This window comes from Nocardioides sp. Z35_8, assembly GCF_059621125.1.
Window position 1 is genome coordinate 427,786 of sequence record NZ_JCAQIE010000002.1, and the last position, 14,628, is coordinate 442,413.

General features: G+C 73.4%; 18 protein-coding genes. 6 read left to right on the forward strand and 12 right to left on the reverse strand.

The features are described 5' to 3' along the window. Nucleotides 1-14 precede the first annotated feature (14 nt). Together AC54T2_RS13805 and AC54T2_RS13810 are read left to right on the forward strand one after the other, a co-directional pair. Complete coding sequence (locus AC54T2_RS13805) at nucleotides 15-254, forward strand: helix-turn-helix domain-containing protein (protein ID WP_186340611.1); 240 nt, start codon at nucleotides 15-17, stop codon at nucleotides 252-254. Between the two features lie 136 nt (nucleotides 255-390). After that, nucleotides 391-1,056, forward strand: a complete 666-nt coding sequence (locus AC54T2_RS13810) for a hypothetical protein (RefSeq protein ID WP_186340610.1) — start codon at nucleotides 391-393, stop codon at nucleotides 1,054-1,056. Between the two features lie 326 nt (nucleotides 1,057-1,382). Here AC54T2_RS13810 and AC54T2_RS13815 read toward each other — a convergent pair whose 3' ends face one another. The 3 genes from AC54T2_RS13815 to sigE are packed head-to-tail and all read right to left on the reverse strand — an operon-like array spanning nucleotide 1,383 to nucleotide 4,131. Next, on the reverse strand, nucleotides 1,383-3,011 hold the full coding sequence (locus tag AC54T2_RS13815; RefSeq protein ID WP_496666460.1) for a S1C family serine protease: 1,629 nt from the start codon (nucleotides 3,009-3,011) through the stop codon (nucleotides 1,383-1,385). Next, nucleotides 3,008-3,532, reverse strand: coding sequence for an anti-sigma factor (locus AC54T2_RS13820; RefSeq protein ID WP_489974941.1), 525 nt, complete (start codon nucleotides 3,530-3,532; stop codon nucleotides 3,008-3,010). Before AC54T2_RS13820 ends, AC54T2_RS13815 begins: the two co-directional genes overlap by 4 nt. Beyond that, nucleotides 3,532-4,131, reverse strand: coding sequence for an RNA polymerase sigma factor SigE (sigE, locus tag AC54T2_RS13825; protein WP_241005176.1), 600 nt, complete (start codon nucleotides 4,129-4,131; stop codon nucleotides 3,532-3,534). Before sigE ends, AC54T2_RS13820 begins: the two co-directional genes overlap by 1 nt. A gap of 210 nt (nucleotides 4,132-4,341) precedes the next feature. On the opposite strand from sigE, the gene AC54T2_RS13830 reads away from it, so the two are divergent. Beyond that, nucleotides 4,342-5,001, forward strand: a complete 660-nt coding sequence (locus AC54T2_RS13830; RefSeq protein ID WP_241005177.1) for an O-methyltransferase — start codon at nucleotides 4,342-4,344, stop codon at nucleotides 4,999-5,001. A 112-nt stretch (nucleotides 5,002-5,113) separates the two neighbouring features. On the opposite strand, the gene AC54T2_RS13835 is transcribed toward AC54T2_RS13830, so the two are convergent. Genes AC54T2_RS13835 through AC54T2_RS13845 form a run of 3 tightly spaced genes read right to left on the reverse strand, consistent with a single transcriptional unit; the run spans nucleotide 5,114 to nucleotide 7,169 of the window. Further along, nucleotides 5,114-5,452 carry a hypothetical protein gene (locus AC54T2_RS13835; RefSeq protein WP_489974943.1) on the reverse strand — a complete coding sequence of 113 codons (339 nt, stop codon included), beginning with the start codon at nucleotides 5,450-5,452 and terminating at the stop codon, nucleotides 5,114-5,116. Continuing rightward, nucleotides 5,452-6,999, reverse strand: coding sequence for a leucyl aminopeptidase family protein (locus AC54T2_RS13840; RefSeq protein ID WP_496666461.1), 1,548 nt, complete (start codon nucleotides 6,997-6,999; stop codon nucleotides 5,452-5,454). Before AC54T2_RS13840 ends, AC54T2_RS13835 begins: the two co-directional genes overlap by 1 nt. A gap of 2 nt (nucleotides 7,000-7,001) precedes the next feature. Further along, nucleotides 7,002-7,169, reverse strand: a complete 168-nt coding sequence (locus AC54T2_RS13845; RefSeq protein ID WP_121138412.1) for a DUF3117 domain-containing protein — start codon at nucleotides 7,167-7,169, stop codon at nucleotides 7,002-7,004. Nucleotides 7,170-7,346: 177 nt separating this feature from the next. On the opposite strand from AC54T2_RS13845, the gene AC54T2_RS13850 reads away from it, so the two are divergent. After that, nucleotides 7,347-8,180 (forward strand): enoyl-CoA hydratase/isomerase family protein, encoded by an 834-nt coding sequence (locus AC54T2_RS13850; protein WP_186340604.1) that lies wholly within the window; start codon nucleotides 7,347-7,349, stop codon nucleotides 8,178-8,180. Between the two features lie 3 nt (nucleotides 8,181-8,183). Here the strand turns inward: AC54T2_RS13850 and AC54T2_RS13855 are convergent, their stop codons facing one another. From AC54T2_RS13855 to AC54T2_RS13875, 5 genes are read right to left on the reverse strand one after another with little or no spacing between them, the layout of a single operon-like run. Continuing rightward, entirely contained in the window at nucleotides 8,184-8,606 is a 423-nt protein-coding gene (locus AC54T2_RS13855; RefSeq protein WP_186340603.1) for a hypothetical protein, read from the reverse strand. Between the two features lie 16 nt (nucleotides 8,607-8,622). Beyond that, a complete protein-coding gene (locus AC54T2_RS13860; RefSeq protein ID WP_241005178.1) occupies nucleotides 8,623-8,922 on the reverse strand; it encodes a DivIVA domain-containing protein in 300 nt (99 codons plus the stop codon). Next, nucleotides 8,919-9,710, reverse strand: a complete 792-nt coding sequence (locus AC54T2_RS13865) for an LOG family protein (RefSeq protein ID WP_186340602.1) — start codon at nucleotides 9,708-9,710, stop codon at nucleotides 8,919-8,921. The genes AC54T2_RS13860 and AC54T2_RS13865 overlap by 4 nt, the downstream gene beginning before the upstream one ends. After that, a complete protein-coding gene (gene dapE, locus AC54T2_RS13870; RefSeq protein WP_186340601.1) occupies nucleotides 9,707-10,765 on the reverse strand; it encodes a succinyl-diaminopimelate desuccinylase in 1,059 nt (352 codons plus the stop codon). The genes AC54T2_RS13865 and dapE overlap by 4 nt, the downstream gene beginning before the upstream one ends. A 37-nt stretch (nucleotides 10,766-10,802) precedes the next feature. Then, nucleotides 10,803-11,555, reverse strand: coding sequence for a TetR/AcrR family transcriptional regulator C-terminal domain-containing protein (locus AC54T2_RS13875; RefSeq protein WP_186340600.1), 753 nt, complete (start codon nucleotides 11,553-11,555; stop codon nucleotides 10,803-10,805). Nucleotides 11,556-11,645: 90 nt separating this feature from the next. Here AC54T2_RS13875 and AC54T2_RS13880 point away from each other — a divergent pair, with 90 nt between their 5' ends. Together AC54T2_RS13880 and AC54T2_RS13885 are read left to right on the forward strand one after the other, a co-directional pair. Continuing rightward, nucleotides 11,646-12,677 carry an ATP-binding cassette domain-containing protein gene (locus tag AC54T2_RS13880; protein WP_186340599.1) on the forward strand — a complete coding sequence of 344 codons (1,032 nt, stop codon included), beginning with the start codon at nucleotides 11,646-11,648 and terminating at the stop codon, nucleotides 12,675-12,677. Further along, nucleotides 12,674-13,462, forward strand: coding sequence for an ABC transporter permease (locus tag AC54T2_RS13885; protein WP_186340598.1), 789 nt, complete (start codon nucleotides 12,674-12,676; stop codon nucleotides 13,460-13,462). Before AC54T2_RS13880 ends, AC54T2_RS13885 begins: the two co-directional genes overlap by 4 nt. Before the next feature lie 6 nt (nucleotides 13,463-13,468). On the opposite strand, the gene AC54T2_RS13890 is transcribed toward AC54T2_RS13885, so the two are convergent. Beyond that, nucleotides 13,469-14,626 carry a hypothetical protein gene (locus AC54T2_RS13890; RefSeq protein WP_186340597.1) on the reverse strand — a complete coding sequence of 386 codons (1,158 nt, stop codon included), beginning with the start codon at nucleotides 14,624-14,626 and terminating at the stop codon, nucleotides 13,469-13,471. Nucleotides 14,627-14,628 lie beyond the last annotated feature (2 nt).

Sequence of the window (14,628 nt, forward strand, 5' to 3'; positions counted from 1 at the left end):
GGCACGATGGTCCCATGGCCGACGACCCCCGCTTCCTGACGCTCGCCGACGTCGCCGAGGTGCTCAACACCTCCGGAGCGCAGGTCTACGCGCTGGTCCGCCGCGGCGAGCTCCCCGCGATCAAGATCGGCGGACGCGGCCAGTGGCGCGTCGAGCGGGCGCAGCTCGAGGAGTTCATCCAGCGCATGTACGACGAGACCCGCACGTTCGTCGACCAGCACCCCTTCGTCGACGTCGAGGCCGACACCGACTGAGTGAAGGGGCTGCGGCGTGTCGTGATCAGACCGCTGCGCGGCGGTGCGAGTGGGCCGACGACACCACCGCCCGGCTGACCGGGCGCGGTAGCGACAGGGCCTCGCCAAGCCCCTCGGGCGGTGCTAGCGTCGATCGATGCTGCCTCGCCGCGTGTCCTCGCGTCTGCCTCTCACCGCTGTCACGGCGCTGCTGCTCGCCGTGGTCGCGCTCCCGCCGGCGCCCGCGGCCGAGGTCGCCCTGCCTGGGCAGGTCACCGTCCACGACAGCCGGACCTCGAGCCCGTCCGTGGACATCTCGCGAGTCGTGGTGGCAGGCGCCCCCAAGATGTCGGAAACTCAGTCCGTGCGCGTCGCGGTGCCCGGCGGGTTCCGACCCGGGCACCACCTCACGATCTGGTTCGACGTCGACGGGGACGCCGAGCCCGAGGGCCGCTTCGACGTGCGCTTGAGAACGCCCGGACCGAGGCACCCCCGCCGCCTTCGCGTCGACCAGCAGTTCCGGATCGGCGGCGGCTGGGACGGCCCCGGGACCCGGGTCTACTGCCGAGAGGATCAGGACTTCCTGCCTGTCTACAAGGTGCGTCCCGGTCAGCCCCTCGTCTGGGTCAGCCTCACCCTGTGGGAATGCCTCCAGCTCCCGTACCCCTTCGAGTCCGGCGATGATGACAGCGGTGCCTGGCGCACGGCGGTACGGGTGGCCAAGGACGGCCGAAGCGACACGGCGCCCAGCGGACGCGGATGGAGCCCACGGGTGCTGGGCTTCGGTGCGGGGCCGGACCCAGAGCCCAAAGTCCTGTCGTGACTCTCGTGGACTTCCCCTCCTGTGGGGGCATCGTGATGATGAGTCGCGCCGGGCGTTTGCCGGGAGTCTTCGCCGGCCGTCTCGCGGATGGGCGACCGCCGGGTCCTCGCCGTTGGCGGCGGCCTGTGACCAGGTGGCGTACTCCTGTGCGCTCATGTGGGGCTCGGCGGGAACCGCAGGACCTCCAAGGCCTCGAGGGAGTCGGCGCGCGCAGGGGTTGCGCGAGCTCGGCTCATCGGCCGGTGCGCTTCGAGCACATCCCCAGGTGCTGGGCTGGGGCGCTAGGTGCTGGGCTGGGGCGCTGACGGGGCCGGGCCCGGGCTGCGTCAGCCGACCTTCCCGTCGAGCTCGACCTCGACGACCCGCTCCTCGTCGCCGCGGACCACCGACATCTCGACCGTCTCGCCGGGCCGGTGGGTGCGGATCGCCACGATCAGCGCGATGCCGTCGCTCACGGGCTGGTCGTCGACCGCGACGATCACGTCGTCCTTCTCCAGACCCGCGCGCGCGGCGGGCGTGTCAGGCATGACCTCGGTGATGGTGGCGCCGTTCGACTGCGACTCGCCGCCGGTGCGCACCTGGGCGCCGATGACGGGGTACTCCGCGCGGCCGGTGCGCAGGATCTGGTTGACGGTCGTGCGGACCTGCTCGATCGGGATCGCGAAGCCCACGCCGATGTTGCCCGACTCGCGCGACAGGCCGCCGGTCGTGGCGATGGCGGAGTTGACGCCGACCACCTCGCCGGTCAGGTTGACGAGCGGGCCGCCGGAGTTGCCCGGGTTGATCGCGGCGTCGGTCTGCACGGCGTTGATGTAGGACGAGTCGTCCTCCGACTGTCCCGTCGTCACCGGTCGGTTGAGGGCGCTGACGATGCCCGACGTCACCGTCTGGCTCAGGCCCAGGGGCGCGCCGAAGGCGACCACGGGGTCGCCGACGCGCAGCACCTGCGAGGCGCCCAGCGCCGCCGGCTCGAGGGTGTCGGCGGCCTCGACGAGCAGCACCGCGAGGTCGTAGACCGAGCTGCGGCCGACGACGGTCGCGTCGAGGCGTTCGCCGTTGGTGTCGATGACGACGATGGTGCCGTCGTCCTCGGCGGCTGAGGCGACGACGTGGTTGTTGGTCACGACGTGGCCCTCGCGGTCGAGGACGAAGCCGGAGCCGGTGGCGCCGCCGGCCTCCCCGTCGAGCTCCGCGACGATCTGCACGGTGCTGGGAAGCAGCGCCTGGGCCACGGCGGCGACCGAGCCGTTCTCGGCCTCCAGCGGCGCGGCGGTCTGGGTGCGGACCCCGCTCAGCCCGTTGTCGTTCGTGCCGGGCCGGGACGACAGCTCGTCCTGGATCGCGGCACCGGCGAGGCCGCCGAGGATCCCGACCACCAGCGCCAGCGAGGCGACCGCAGGCCACACCCACAGCGGGATCCTGCGGGCGACGGCCGAGGGGCCGGCGTACGGACGCGGCTGCGGCCCGGGGCCGACGTAGGGCTGGCCCGGCTGCGCGGGCTGCTGGCCCCAGCCGCTCGGGAAGGGCACCGTGGGGGCCGCCGGGTCGTGGCCCTGGGCGTGCCGCGGCAACGCGGGCTCACCGAAGGGCGTGTGGTGCGGCGGCGGGCCGCCGAGCATCGCGTCGCCGGAGGACTCGTCCGATGCCTGGCCGGCAACCGGCTCGCCGGTCGACTCGGGGGTCGGCTCGGGGGTCGGGTCGGCGCCGTAGGGCCGTCCCTCCGGGTGGGCGGCCTGGGCGGCCGGCGCGCTCGGCGCGAGCTGGTCGCCTCCGCGTGCGGGCTCGGGCTCGGGCTCCCGCGACCGCCAGCCGGCCAGCGGCTGGGTCGGCTCCTCGTCGGTCGCAGCCATCTCGTCGGGGTCGGGAGCCGCGGGCTCGGGGTGCCGGGCGGGCGCCTGCTCGGCCGGGACCTGGTCGTCGTGGTCCCGCTCGTCGGGCCTGTGCTCGTCGTTCACGGGACGATCTTCTCCCGGATCGCCACGAGGCGCTCGGCCAGGGGCGTCCGGGAGGGCGTGGCCGGACCGCGGGTGGCGCGGTCGTCGACCATGGCGGCCGGGCTCACCGGGCCGGTGGGGCGGCTCAGGTCGGTGACCGGCGGACGCGGCTCGACGCGGGGACCGCCGGCGACGCCGAGGGCGAGCACGCCCACGACGCAGGCGCCCGCCGCACCACCGCCGATCGCGACGAGGGCGCGGCGCGGGCGCGGCCGGGAGGTGGGGAACGGCGCGGCGCCCACGCCGAGGCCCGGGCCCGGCTCGAGCGCGGAGCAGCGGCCCACCAGGGCGGACTTGAAGTCGTGCGAGGTCTGCCCGGGCCCGAACGACAGCTGGGCGAGCTGGGTCTTGACCCACCCCTCCTGCTCGACGAGGTCACGGCAGGCATGGCAGACGTGGACGTGGTCCCAGCAGCGCTCCTCCTCCTCTGCCGTGAGCCGGCCGTCGAGGAGGGCGCTGACCCGCGATCCGAGGTGGCTCATCACGACACCCGCGGCTGCGCGCCGAGCGGCCCCGAGTAGCGCGAGCGGCCCGCGGCCGGCTCGCGGTGCGCCAGGGCCTTGCGGAGCATGGTGCGACCGCGGTGGATGCGCGAGCGTACGGTGCCGAGCTTGGCGTCCATGATCTCCGCGATCTCCTCATAGCTGAGGCCCTCGACGTCGCAGAGCACCACGGCGGCGCGGAAGTCGGGGGGCAGCGTGGCGAGCGCGGTCTCGATGTCGTCGTCGAACGTCCGGTCGGCCACCGCCAGCTCCGGCGCGGGCGCGGTGCTGGTCAGGCGCGCGGCGCGCTCGTCGGAGAGCGCGTCGAAGCGGATGCGCTGCTTGCGGCGCGCCCCGTCGAGGAACAGGTTGGTGGTGATGCGGTGGAGCCACCCCTCGAACGTGCCGGGGGTGTAGCCGTCGAGCGACCGGAAGACCCGGACGAAGACCTCCTGGGTGAGGTCCTCGGCGTCGGGCCGGTTGCCGGTGAGGCGGTAGGCGAGGCGGAAGACGCGGTCGGAGTGCTGCTCCACGACCTCGTCCCAGGTGGGTACGTCGACCGCGTCGACGTCGGGTGTGGCGTCGACGTGATCACCCACGAGGGCTCCCTTGTTCGTCCTTCTCGACCGCAGCTGCACCGGTTCGCTGTCCTTCCCTGACGCTAGGCATGCCGACTGAGAGTTCCCTGTGAGCCACATGCGCTCCGGCCAAGAAACCTGAGCGGCCCGTCGGATCACAGCGTCCAACGACCGGAGGGCCGCATGTGTTCCCGGCCACGCCCGGCGCCGACCGCGCGATAGGGTCGGCGGGTGCCGACCCACACCCCGCCGATCAAGTCCGCGAGCTGGTCCTACGCCGAGTCGTTCGTGGCCGAGGACGAGGTCCTCGCCGCCGCTCGCAGCCGCGCGGAGGAGGTGGGCGTGGCCCCCGTCGGCTCCGGCGTCGGGGCCGCGCTGCGCTTCCTCGCCTCCGTGCTCGACGCGCGGGCCGTGGTCGAGATCGGCACCGGCACCGGCGTCTCGGGGCTGTGGCTGCTGCGCGGCATGCGCGCCGACGGCGTGCTCACCACGGTCGACATCGAGGCCGAGCACCAACGCCTGGCCAAGGAGACCTTCACCGAGGCCGGGATCCCGGGCAACCGGGCCCGCACCATCGCCGGCGCGGGTCTCGACGTGCTGCCCCGCCTCACCGACGGCCACTACGACCTGGTGTTCTGCGACGGCGACAAGCGCGAGTACGCCGCCTACCTCAAGGAGGCGCTGCGCCTGCTCCGCCCCGGGGGGATCGTGGCGTTCGACAACGCCCTGTGGCACGACCGGGTCGCCGACCCCGCCCAGCGCGACGAGGAGACGGTGACGATCCGTGACCTCGGCCGGGCGGTCCTCGAGCACGAGGCCCTGGTGCCGGTGCTGCTGCCCGTCGGCGACGGCCTGCTGGCCGCCAAGAAGGAGTGGGCCCCCGAGACCTGAGCGCTGCCGGGGGCGAGCGTGGTCAGGACGCGCCGACTCGACGGGATCTGGCGGTCAGGACGCGCCGACTCGACGGGATCTGGCGGTCAGGACGCGCCCACTCGACGAGATGTCAGAGGCGCGCGGCGGCGGTGAAGCCGTCCCAGCCCTCGGCGACGGCGACGACGTCGCACGCCTCGACCAGCACCGGCGGGCTGCCGACGATCTGCGAGCCCGGCGCCTCGGCGGCGCCGGCCACGAAGGCGCGCTGGAAGTCCTCGCGCGCCTGGCTGCTGGCGAAGACGTAGCAGCCCTCGAACCACTCCCCCGGCACCTGGCGCCAGGTCTTGAAGCGCAGGCCGTCCATGCCGGTGAACCGCGCATGGGAGGTCTCGGCGACGTAGGCCGCCAGCCGGTCCTCGACGCCCTCCGGCGCGCCGGCCAGCGACCACCGCACGGTGAGTCCGAGCATCAGGCGATGCCGGCGAGGGGGTCGTCGGAGCCCAGCCAGGACAGCAGCAGCCGCGGCCCCCAGCCGCTGGGGCCGGCGGTCCACTCGTGGCGGTCGACCGGTGACTCGGCGGCCGAGGCGAAGTCGATGTGGGCCCAAGGCACGTCGCCGGCGAAGTGCTGCAGGAAGAGCGCGGCCGTGATCGCACCGGCGCCACCCGCGGCGTTGTCGCCGTCGGCGATGTCGGAGTTGACCTTGTCCTCGTAGTCGGCGACCAGGGGCATCCGCCAGGCGTTCTCACCGGAGGCGGCCGCGGCGGCCGCGACGTGCTCGGCGAGTCCCTCGTGGTTGGCGAAGTAGCCGCCGGTCCACTGGCCCAGCGAGACCTTCATCGCGCCGGTCAGCGTGGCGATGTCGACCAGCACCGCCGGGTCGAGCTCGCTGACGGCGTAGGCCATCGCGTCGGCCAGCACGAGGCGGCCCTCGGCGTCGGTGTTGTTGACCTCCGAGGTGCGCCCGCCGTAGTGGGTGATGACGTCGCCGGGGCGCATCGCGGAGCCGCTGACGGAGTTCTCGGCCGCCGGCACCAGGCCGACGACGCGGACCGGGCAGTCGACGTCGGCGAGGGCGGCCATCGTCGCGATCACCGCTCCGCCGCCGCTCATGTCGCGCTTCATGGTCAGCATGCCCTCGCTGGGCTTGATGTCGAGGCCGCCGGAGTCGAAGGTGATGCCCTTGCCGACCAGCACGACGGTGGGCACCCGCTTGGTGGCACCGCGCGGGGTGTAGTCCATCCGGATGAGCCGCGGCTCGTTGACCGACCCGCCGCCGACGGCACGGATGCCGCCGAAGCCCTCCGCCTCCAGACGGGCGTCGTCCCAGACCTCCACGTCGAGGCCCGCGGCCGCACCCACCGCGACGGCCTGGTCGGCCAGCCAGGCGGGTGTCTTGAGGTTGGACGGGACGGTCGCCAGCACGCGCGAGCGCCAGCCGGCGCCACCGAGGGCGAGCGCCCGGGCGAGCGCCTCGTCGGCGCCGTCGTCGCTCACGCCGGCCAGCACGATCCGGGCGACCGGCCGCTCCTTGGGCCCGGTCGAGCGCCAGTGGAAGGCGAACGAGGCCAGCATGGCGCCGACGACGAGGTCGCCGAGGCCGTCGGCAGGTGCGATCGCCGGCAGCGAGGTGATCACGCTGGAGCGGTCCTTGGTCGCGCGGGCCAGCGCGGCGCCGGCGCGGCGGAGGTCGGTCGCCGTGGCCTCGCCGACACCCACGAGCAGCACCGTGCCGAGGCTGTCGGTCGCCCCCTCGAGGTCGGGCGGAGCGGCGACGGGGATCGTCGTCACCTCGCCCGTGCGACCCGTGGCCCGCGAGGACTCGAGCGCGGCGAGGAGGTCGACGCCGAGGACCTGCGCGGCCTCGTCGGCGCCGGGGCCCAGCAGCGGGGCGTCGTCGTCGCCGGGGAGCACCGGGAACGCCCACACCTCCGCGCCGCCGATCTGGTGCGGCAGCGCGGGGCTGAGGGCGAACTCGGGGGGCGAGACCTGGGTCGGCAGTGCGGTGATGGGCACGATCAGCCGACGACGTCCTTGAGGGCGTCTCCGAGAGCCGCGGCCTCCTCGGCGTTGAGCTCGACCACCAGCCGGCCACCGCCCTCGAGCGGGACGCGCATCACGATGCCGCGTCCCTCCTTGGTGACCTCGAGCGGTCCGTCGCCCGTGCGGGGCTTCATGGCGGCCATCGGCGCACCTCTTCCTTGTTCAGCCATCACTGGATGCGGCTCTTCACATGCGAATCGAGGCGGCTGAGCGTGCTGGCCGCCCCGATCGGCGTCGTACGGCGCCCATTATCCCTCATGACGCGCGTGATCGGCACCACAGGGCCGCAACACCTCCTCCACGTCGGGCAGACTTCGCCCATGACGACCTCCCGACCCGACCCCGCCGCCGACCCCGCCGCCGATCCCGACCCCGTGCTGCTCCACGTCGAGGACGCCGTCGCGACGATCACGCTCAACCGGCCCGAGGCGATGAACGGGCTCGACGTCGCGACCAAGGAGCTGCTGCGCGACACCGTCCACCGCGTCGCCACGGACCCGGAGGTGCGGTGCGTGGTGCTGACCGGCAGCGGCCGGGCCTTCTGCGTGGGACAGGACCTCAAGGAGCACCTCGCCGGCCTCAAGGGCGAGGCGGACGTGCCCCTGTCGGAGACCGTGACGATGCACTACAACCCGATCGTGCTCGCCCTGGCGACGATGCCGAAGCCGGTGATCGCCGCGGTCAACGGCGTCGCGGCGGGCGCCGGCGCCAGCCTGGCCTTCGCCGCCGACTTCCGGATCGTCGTCGACACGGCCGGGTTCAACACCTCCTTCGCGGGCGTCGCGCTCTCCTGCGACACCGGGGCGAGCTGGACGCTGCCCCGCCTCGTCGGGCGGGCCAAGGCGATGGAGCTGCTCTACTTCCCGCGCACCGTGACGGCGCAGGAGGCGCTCGAGCTCGGGCTGGCCACCCAGGTCGTCAGCGCGGAGGAGCTTCCGCAGGCCGTGGGCGAGCTGGCCGCCCGGCTCGCCGCGGGCCCGACCGTCGCCCTCGGGTCGATCCGCCAGGCGGTCGCCCACGCCGCCGCCCACCCGCTGGAGGAGTCGCTGGCCTTCGAGGCCGAGAAGATGGCGCTCACCGGGGGCACCGACGACCACCTCGCCGCCGTCGACGCCTTCATGTCCAAGCAGAAGCCGGTCTTCCGGGGACGGTGAGCCTCAGACCGCCGCGGTGAGATAGGCGTAGGTGAAGACCAGCACGCCGACCACCATGCCGAGGTGGGCAAGCAGCGAGAGTCCCGGCCCGTCGCTCCACGAGTCGCCGGCCGCCGCCGGGGCATGACGTCCCCTGGCAGGCAGCCAGCGAGCGAGGATGAGGAGACCGCAGATGGCGGTCACCCACCAGCAGGCGATCGCGAGGATCCCGACCAGTGGTCCGCCGACGGGCGAGTCCTCCGGCGCGACGAGCACGCCCAGCCAGAGGACGAGTGCCACGACGCCCGACCCGAAGTGCACCCAGGGGACCCGCCTGCTGATGGACAGCCGGCCCGCCGCGCTCTCGCCGCGGAGGCGGAGCCGGGTCAGCACGATCGCCACGGCCGCCAGGGCCGTGAGGATCCAGACGACGATCGGGAACGACATGACGCGGGAGTCTGCCCTAGTCGCTCAGCGGCTCGCCAGACGAGGGTCCCGGGCCCGGCTCGCGGCGCCGCCGCTCCTCCATCTCGGTGGCCAGGCGGGCCAGCAGGGCGTCGACCTCGGACATCCGGTAGCCGCGCAGCGCGAGCGGGAACCGCACCCTGCGCAGGTCGTCGGCCCCGATGGGGCGCCCCTCGGGCAGGTCGAGGTCGGGACGGTCGTCGTAGGCCGGGGGCATCGAGCCGCCGCGGCCCGAGGCGATCACCGCGACCCCGCCCATGGCGAGGACGATGAGGACGGCGAAGAACCACATCATCATTCGGGCCGCTCCGGAGCCGGGGTGGGCCAGCGATCCGCCCGCGCGGCGACCATCAGCTCGACCGCCTCGTCGACGTCGTCGGTGACCACCATCATGTCGAGGTCGGCGGCGTTGATCTTGCCCTCGGCGAGCACCGTCTCGCGCAGCCAGTCGACCAGGCCGGACCAGTAGGACGTGCCGATGAGCACGATGGGGAACGAGGTGACCTTGCGGGTCTGGACCAGGGTCAGCGCCTCGAAGAGCTCGTCGAGGGTGCCCACGCCGCCGGGCAGCACGACGAAGCCCTGGGAGTACTTGACGAACATGGTCTTGCGGGCGAAGAAGTAGCGGAAGTTGATGCCCTTGTCGACCCATTGGTTGAGCCCGGACTCGAAGGGCAGCTCGATGCCCAGCCCGACGCTGACCCCGCCGGCCTCGCACGCACCCTTGTTGGCCGCCTCCATCGCGCCGGGACCGCCGCCGGTGACGACGGCGAAGCCGGCCTCGACGAGCCGCCGGCCGACCTCCTCGCCGACGGCGTACGCCGGGGCGTCGACCGCGGTCCGGGCGGAGCCGAACACCGCGATGGCCGGGCCGAGCTCGGCGAGCGCGCCGAAGCCCTCGACGAACTCCGCCTGGATCCGCAGCACCCGCCACGGGTCGGTGTGCACCCAGTCGGTCGGGCCACGGGAGTCGAGGAGGCGCTGGTCGGTGGTGCTGCCCTCGTGGACCTGGCCGCGCCGCTCGATCACCGGGCCCGCCATGCGGCCCCCCTGGCGATCGCCGGGCAGGTCGGTGCGCTCGCTCATGCCAGCCACTCCTTGAGGATGCGCTCGCACCGCTCGACGTGCTCGGCGGGGACGTGCTCGTCCTGCTTGTGGGCGAACATCGGGTCGCCGGGGCCGAAGTTGACGGCCGGGACACCGAGCCTGGTGAACTGCGCGACGTCGGTCCAGCCGAACTTGGGGGCGACGTCGCCTCCCACCGCGTCGACGAAGGCCCGCGCCGCGGGACGGTCGAGGCCGGGCATCGCGCCCGCGGCCATGTCGGTGACGGTGAGGTCGTAGCCCTCGAAGTAGTCGCGGACGAACGCCTCGGCGTCGGCCTCGCTGCGGTCGGGGGCGAAGCGGAAGTTGATCTCGACGACGCACTCGTCCGGGACCACGTTGCCGGCCACGCCACCGCGGATGCCGGTGGCGTTGAGGCCCTCGTGGTAGGTCAGGCCGTCGATCACGGGCTGGCGCGCGACGTAGGCGTCGAGCCGGGCGAGCACCGGGGCGACGAGGTGGATCGCGTTGACGCCCTTCCAGCTGCGCGCGCTGTGCGCCCGCTCGCCGGTGGTGCGCAGGTCGACGCGCATGGTGCCCTGGCAGCCGGCCTCGACCGCGGCGTTGCTGGGCTCCATGAGGATCGCGAAGTCACCCTGCACGAGGTCGGGGTCGCTCTCGGTGAGCTTGCGCAGCCCGTTGTGCACCGAGTCGACCTCCTCGGCCTCGTAGAAGATGAACGTCAGGTCGCGGTTGGGCTCGGTGAGGTCGGCGGCGAGCTTGAGCATCACCGCGTCGCCCCCCTTCATGTCGCAGCTGCCGAGGCCGTGGAGGACCCCGTCCTCGAGGCGACCGGGCAGGTTGTCGTTGCGCGGCACGGTGTCGAGGTGCCCGGCGATGACGACGCGCTCGTCGCGGCCGAGGTCGGTGCGGGCCACGACCGTGTGGCCGCGGCGGGTCACCGTGAGGTGCGGCAGCGCGGTCAGCGCCGCCTCGACGGCGTCGGCGATCTCCTGCTCCTCGTGGCTGACGGAGGGGATGTCGACGAGCTGCCGGGTCAGGGTGACGACGTCGGCGGAGAGATCGAGGTGGGGCATGGCGACGATTCAACCATCGATGCGAGGCGCCGCCGGGCTAGCGGTCGGCGAGGTGTGCGAGCAGCCCGTCGACGATGCGGGCCAAGCCGAACTCCAGCTCGCGCCCCGGGTCGCTGGCCGCCTGGTAGGTCTCGCCGGCGGCCGTGCCGACACGGCCGGCAAGGGGATAGTCGGCACCTGCCATCACCTGTCCCAGCGCCTCGTGGTTGGCCGCCCACCACACGGCGTCGGTCATGCCGGTCTCCCGCTCGGCCTGTCGTACGACCTGCTCGGCGCGGGCGATGCTGGTGCCGAAGGAGGCGAGCAGGGTGACGGTCTGGTCCATCTCGATGTCGTCGAGCCCGATGCCCTCCACGGCTGCGAGCTGCCACTCGTAGCGGTCCGCCATGTGGGGGCCGAGCCAGGCCCGCACGCCCGTGACCTCCAGCAGCCACGGGTGTGCGCGGTGGTCCTCGTACTGGACACGGGCCACGAGCTCGAGCCGGGCACGCAGGTCCTCGGGGTGCTCCGGCAAGGTGGTGCGGCCCAGCACCTGGTCGACCATGAGCACCACCAGGTCGGCACGGTTGGGCACGTACGTGTAGAGCGTCATCGCGCCGAGGCGCAGGTGCTGGGCCAGTCCGCGCATGGACAGCGCCGCCAGCCCGTCGCGGTCGGCGAGGTCGATCGCCGCGTCCACCACGTCGTCGACACTGACGCGCTGCTTCGGGCCGCGACGCGGGCCCGTCTCCTCGGGCGTCGGTGCACGGTGCCGCCACAGGAGCGCAAGCACGGGATCGGAGTCGGGCACCTACCCACCCTAACTTCTTCGTACGGCGTACGAATAAATGCTAGCGTTCGTCCGTCGAACTCCGTACACCGTACGATCAAAGGAGCACCCATGGCCCTCGCCCCACCCCTCCAGCCCTCCCTCGACGCGCCCCTCCGGGCGCGCGGGCTGCGCAAGCGCTACGGCGACACCCACGCGCTCGACGGCTTCGACCTGACGGTCGACGCCGGGTCGGTGCACGCCCTGCTCGGACCCAACGGGGCCGGCAAGAGCACGGCGGTCCACACCCTGGCGACGCTGACCAGGATCGATGAGGGCGAGGCCAGCGTCGCCGGCTTCGACGTACGCACCCAGCACGCGCAGGTGCGCTCGGCGATCGGGCTCGTGGGCCAGTCGGCCGCACTCGACGAGGTCCTGCACGGGCGCGAGAACCTCGTCATGTTCGCCCGGCTGCACGGGATGTCGACCGCGCAGGCGCGAGCGCGGGCGGCCGAGCTGCTGACGACGTTCGACCTCGACGACGCCGCGGACCGCAAGGTCTCGACCTACTCCGGCGGCATGCGGCGCCGCCTCGACATCGCCGCCGGCCTCGTGACCCGCCCGGCCGTGCTGTTCCTCGACGAGCCGACGACCGGCCTCGACCCGCGTGGGCGCGCCGACGTCTGGCGGGCCGTACGACGCGTGGTGGCCCTGGGCACGACCGTGCTGCTCACGACGCAGTACCTCGACGAGGCCGACCAGCTCGCCGACCGGATCACCGTCATGGACGCCGGGCGCGTGGTCGCCGAGGGCACGCCCGCGGGGCTGAAGTCCCGGCTCGGGGGCGACCGCGTGCTCGTCGGCCTGGCGCCCGACGCGGAGGGTGAGTCGGTCCGCCGGATCGTCGCCGGCGCCACCGCGCTCGACGTACGGCTCATCGACGGGACAGACCCGTCGGGCGAGCTCGTGATCGAGGCGGGTCCCGCAGGAGGCACCGCCGCCCTCCTCGCCGTGGTCCGGGCCCTCGACGCCGCCTCGGTGAGCCCCACCCACGTCCAGCTGCGGGAGCCGACGCTCGACGAGGTGTTCCTCCACCTCACCGACCACCCCGCCCCCCGACCGGCCACGCCCGCTCCTGCCCACCTCGACGGAGGCCCCCGATGAGCACGACCACCACCCTGCGCCAGAGCTGGATCATCGTCCAGCGAGACCTCAAGCACTGGCAGCGCGAGCCCTGGGCGCCGCTGTTCGGGATCGCCTTCACGATCATGCTGGTGCTCGTCTTCGGCTACCTCTTCGGTGGCTCGATCGAGCTGCCGGGTGGCGGCGACTACCTGGCGTACCTCATGCCCGGGATGTTCGCGCTCGCCATGATGTTCGGGCTCGAGGGGACGATGAGCGCGATCACCAACGACTCCAAGAAGGGCGTCACCCACCGCTTCCGCTCCCTGCCGATCAGCAGCGTCGCGGTCCCGCTCGGGCGCGCCGGGGCGGACCTGGTCAACTCGTCGGTCGAGCTCGCCGTGCTCATGGCAGGCGGCCTGCTCATCGGGTGGCGTGCGGGCGGGACCTGGCCCGAGACCCTGCTGGCCGTCGGCCTGCTGCTGTGGCTGCGGTTCGCGCTGCTCTGGCTGGGCATCTTCCTCGGCCTCACCCTCCGCGCCGAGGGTGGGGTGATGGCCGTGCAGATCCTGGTGTGGCCGATCGGGTTCCTCTCGAACGTCTTCGTCTCGCCCCAGGACATGCCGGCGTGGCTGGGCGTCCTCGCCCAGTGGAACCCGGTCTCCGCCACCGCCGCCGCGTGCCGGGAGCTGTTCGGCAACCCGTCGGGCATCACCGAGGGCATGCTGGCCGACAACGCCGTAGCCGTCGCGCTCGTCTGGCCGCTGGTCCTGGCGGCGGTGTTCGTGCCGCTGTCGGCCCGCGCCTACCGGCGACTCTCGCTGTGAGGGACCTCAGCGGCGGCGCAGTGCTCCGAGCAGGTCTCGCTCGAGGGCGCCGTAGCCCGTGCGGCTCCAGGGGCCGAGGTCGAGCCGGAAGTAGTGCACGGTGCGGTCGCCCTGGATGAAGTCGAGGACGTCGTCGGGCTCGCGGCCGGCCCGGACGTCGCCGGCGCAGGCCGCGCAGGCGGGCACGTCGACCGCGCGGTCGTCGTCGCGCCACACGACCTCCGCCGTGGGCCCGGTGTGCAGCGGGTTGAACCAGCAGTGCACCGGCGGCTCCCACGCGGTGGATCCGCGCTCCTCCGCGCTCGCCCGGGCGTCCTCGCCGCGGCGCGCGAGCACGAGGGCGCCCACGACGTCGGCGGGCGCGGCGTCCTGCGCCAGGATCGAGCGGGCGGCGGCGTAGTGGTCGAGCGCCTGCTGCCAGGCCTCGAGCGCGGCGGCGGTGCCGCCGGAGTCGCCGCGCCCGATGGCCTCGCCCAGCGCCAGCACCTCCGCCTCGGCCTGCTGGCGCAGGCGCCGGTCCTCCGCGGAGCGGACCGTGTGCAGGACGGTGGCGGGGAGGGTGAACCCCGACGGGCGCAGGCGGCGACGCCTGCGCCAGACCACCAGCGCGCGCACGACGGCGACCAGCGCGGCGAGCACGCCGATGCCGACGACGACCTCCGAGGTCTGCAGGCCCTCGTCGGCGGTCCAGGAGTACCTCTCGTCGGAGGGGACCTCGTGCCAGAGGTCCTCGGCGTTGCCGTCGTCGAGGAGCTCGGCGACGCGCACGACCTGGTCGACCACCGCGTCGGGGTGCTCGTGGTTGGCCACGTTGGCGACGTAGATCGCCTCGGGCTGGTCGCCGAACTCCTGCAGGCTGAGGCTGGGCTCGCTCCACTCCTCCCACCCGACGTAGGTCGCGTCGGGTTCGGCGGCGCTGTCCTGCAGCCAGGCGCTCAGGCTGGTGAAGCTGCCCTGGAAGCGCTCGTCGTCGATGTCGACCTCGATGAGGACGACCTTGAGGTTGCTGTCCTGCGCCGTGGCGACGGCATCCTCGATGCGTGCCTCGTCGGCGGCGGAGATGTCGTGGCTGCGGGCGAACGCGGGGTCGATCCAGACCCCGTCACCGGCGAGCTCCTGCTCGATCTCGGCGATCGTGGCGTCACTGATCTGCTCGCTGCTCATGT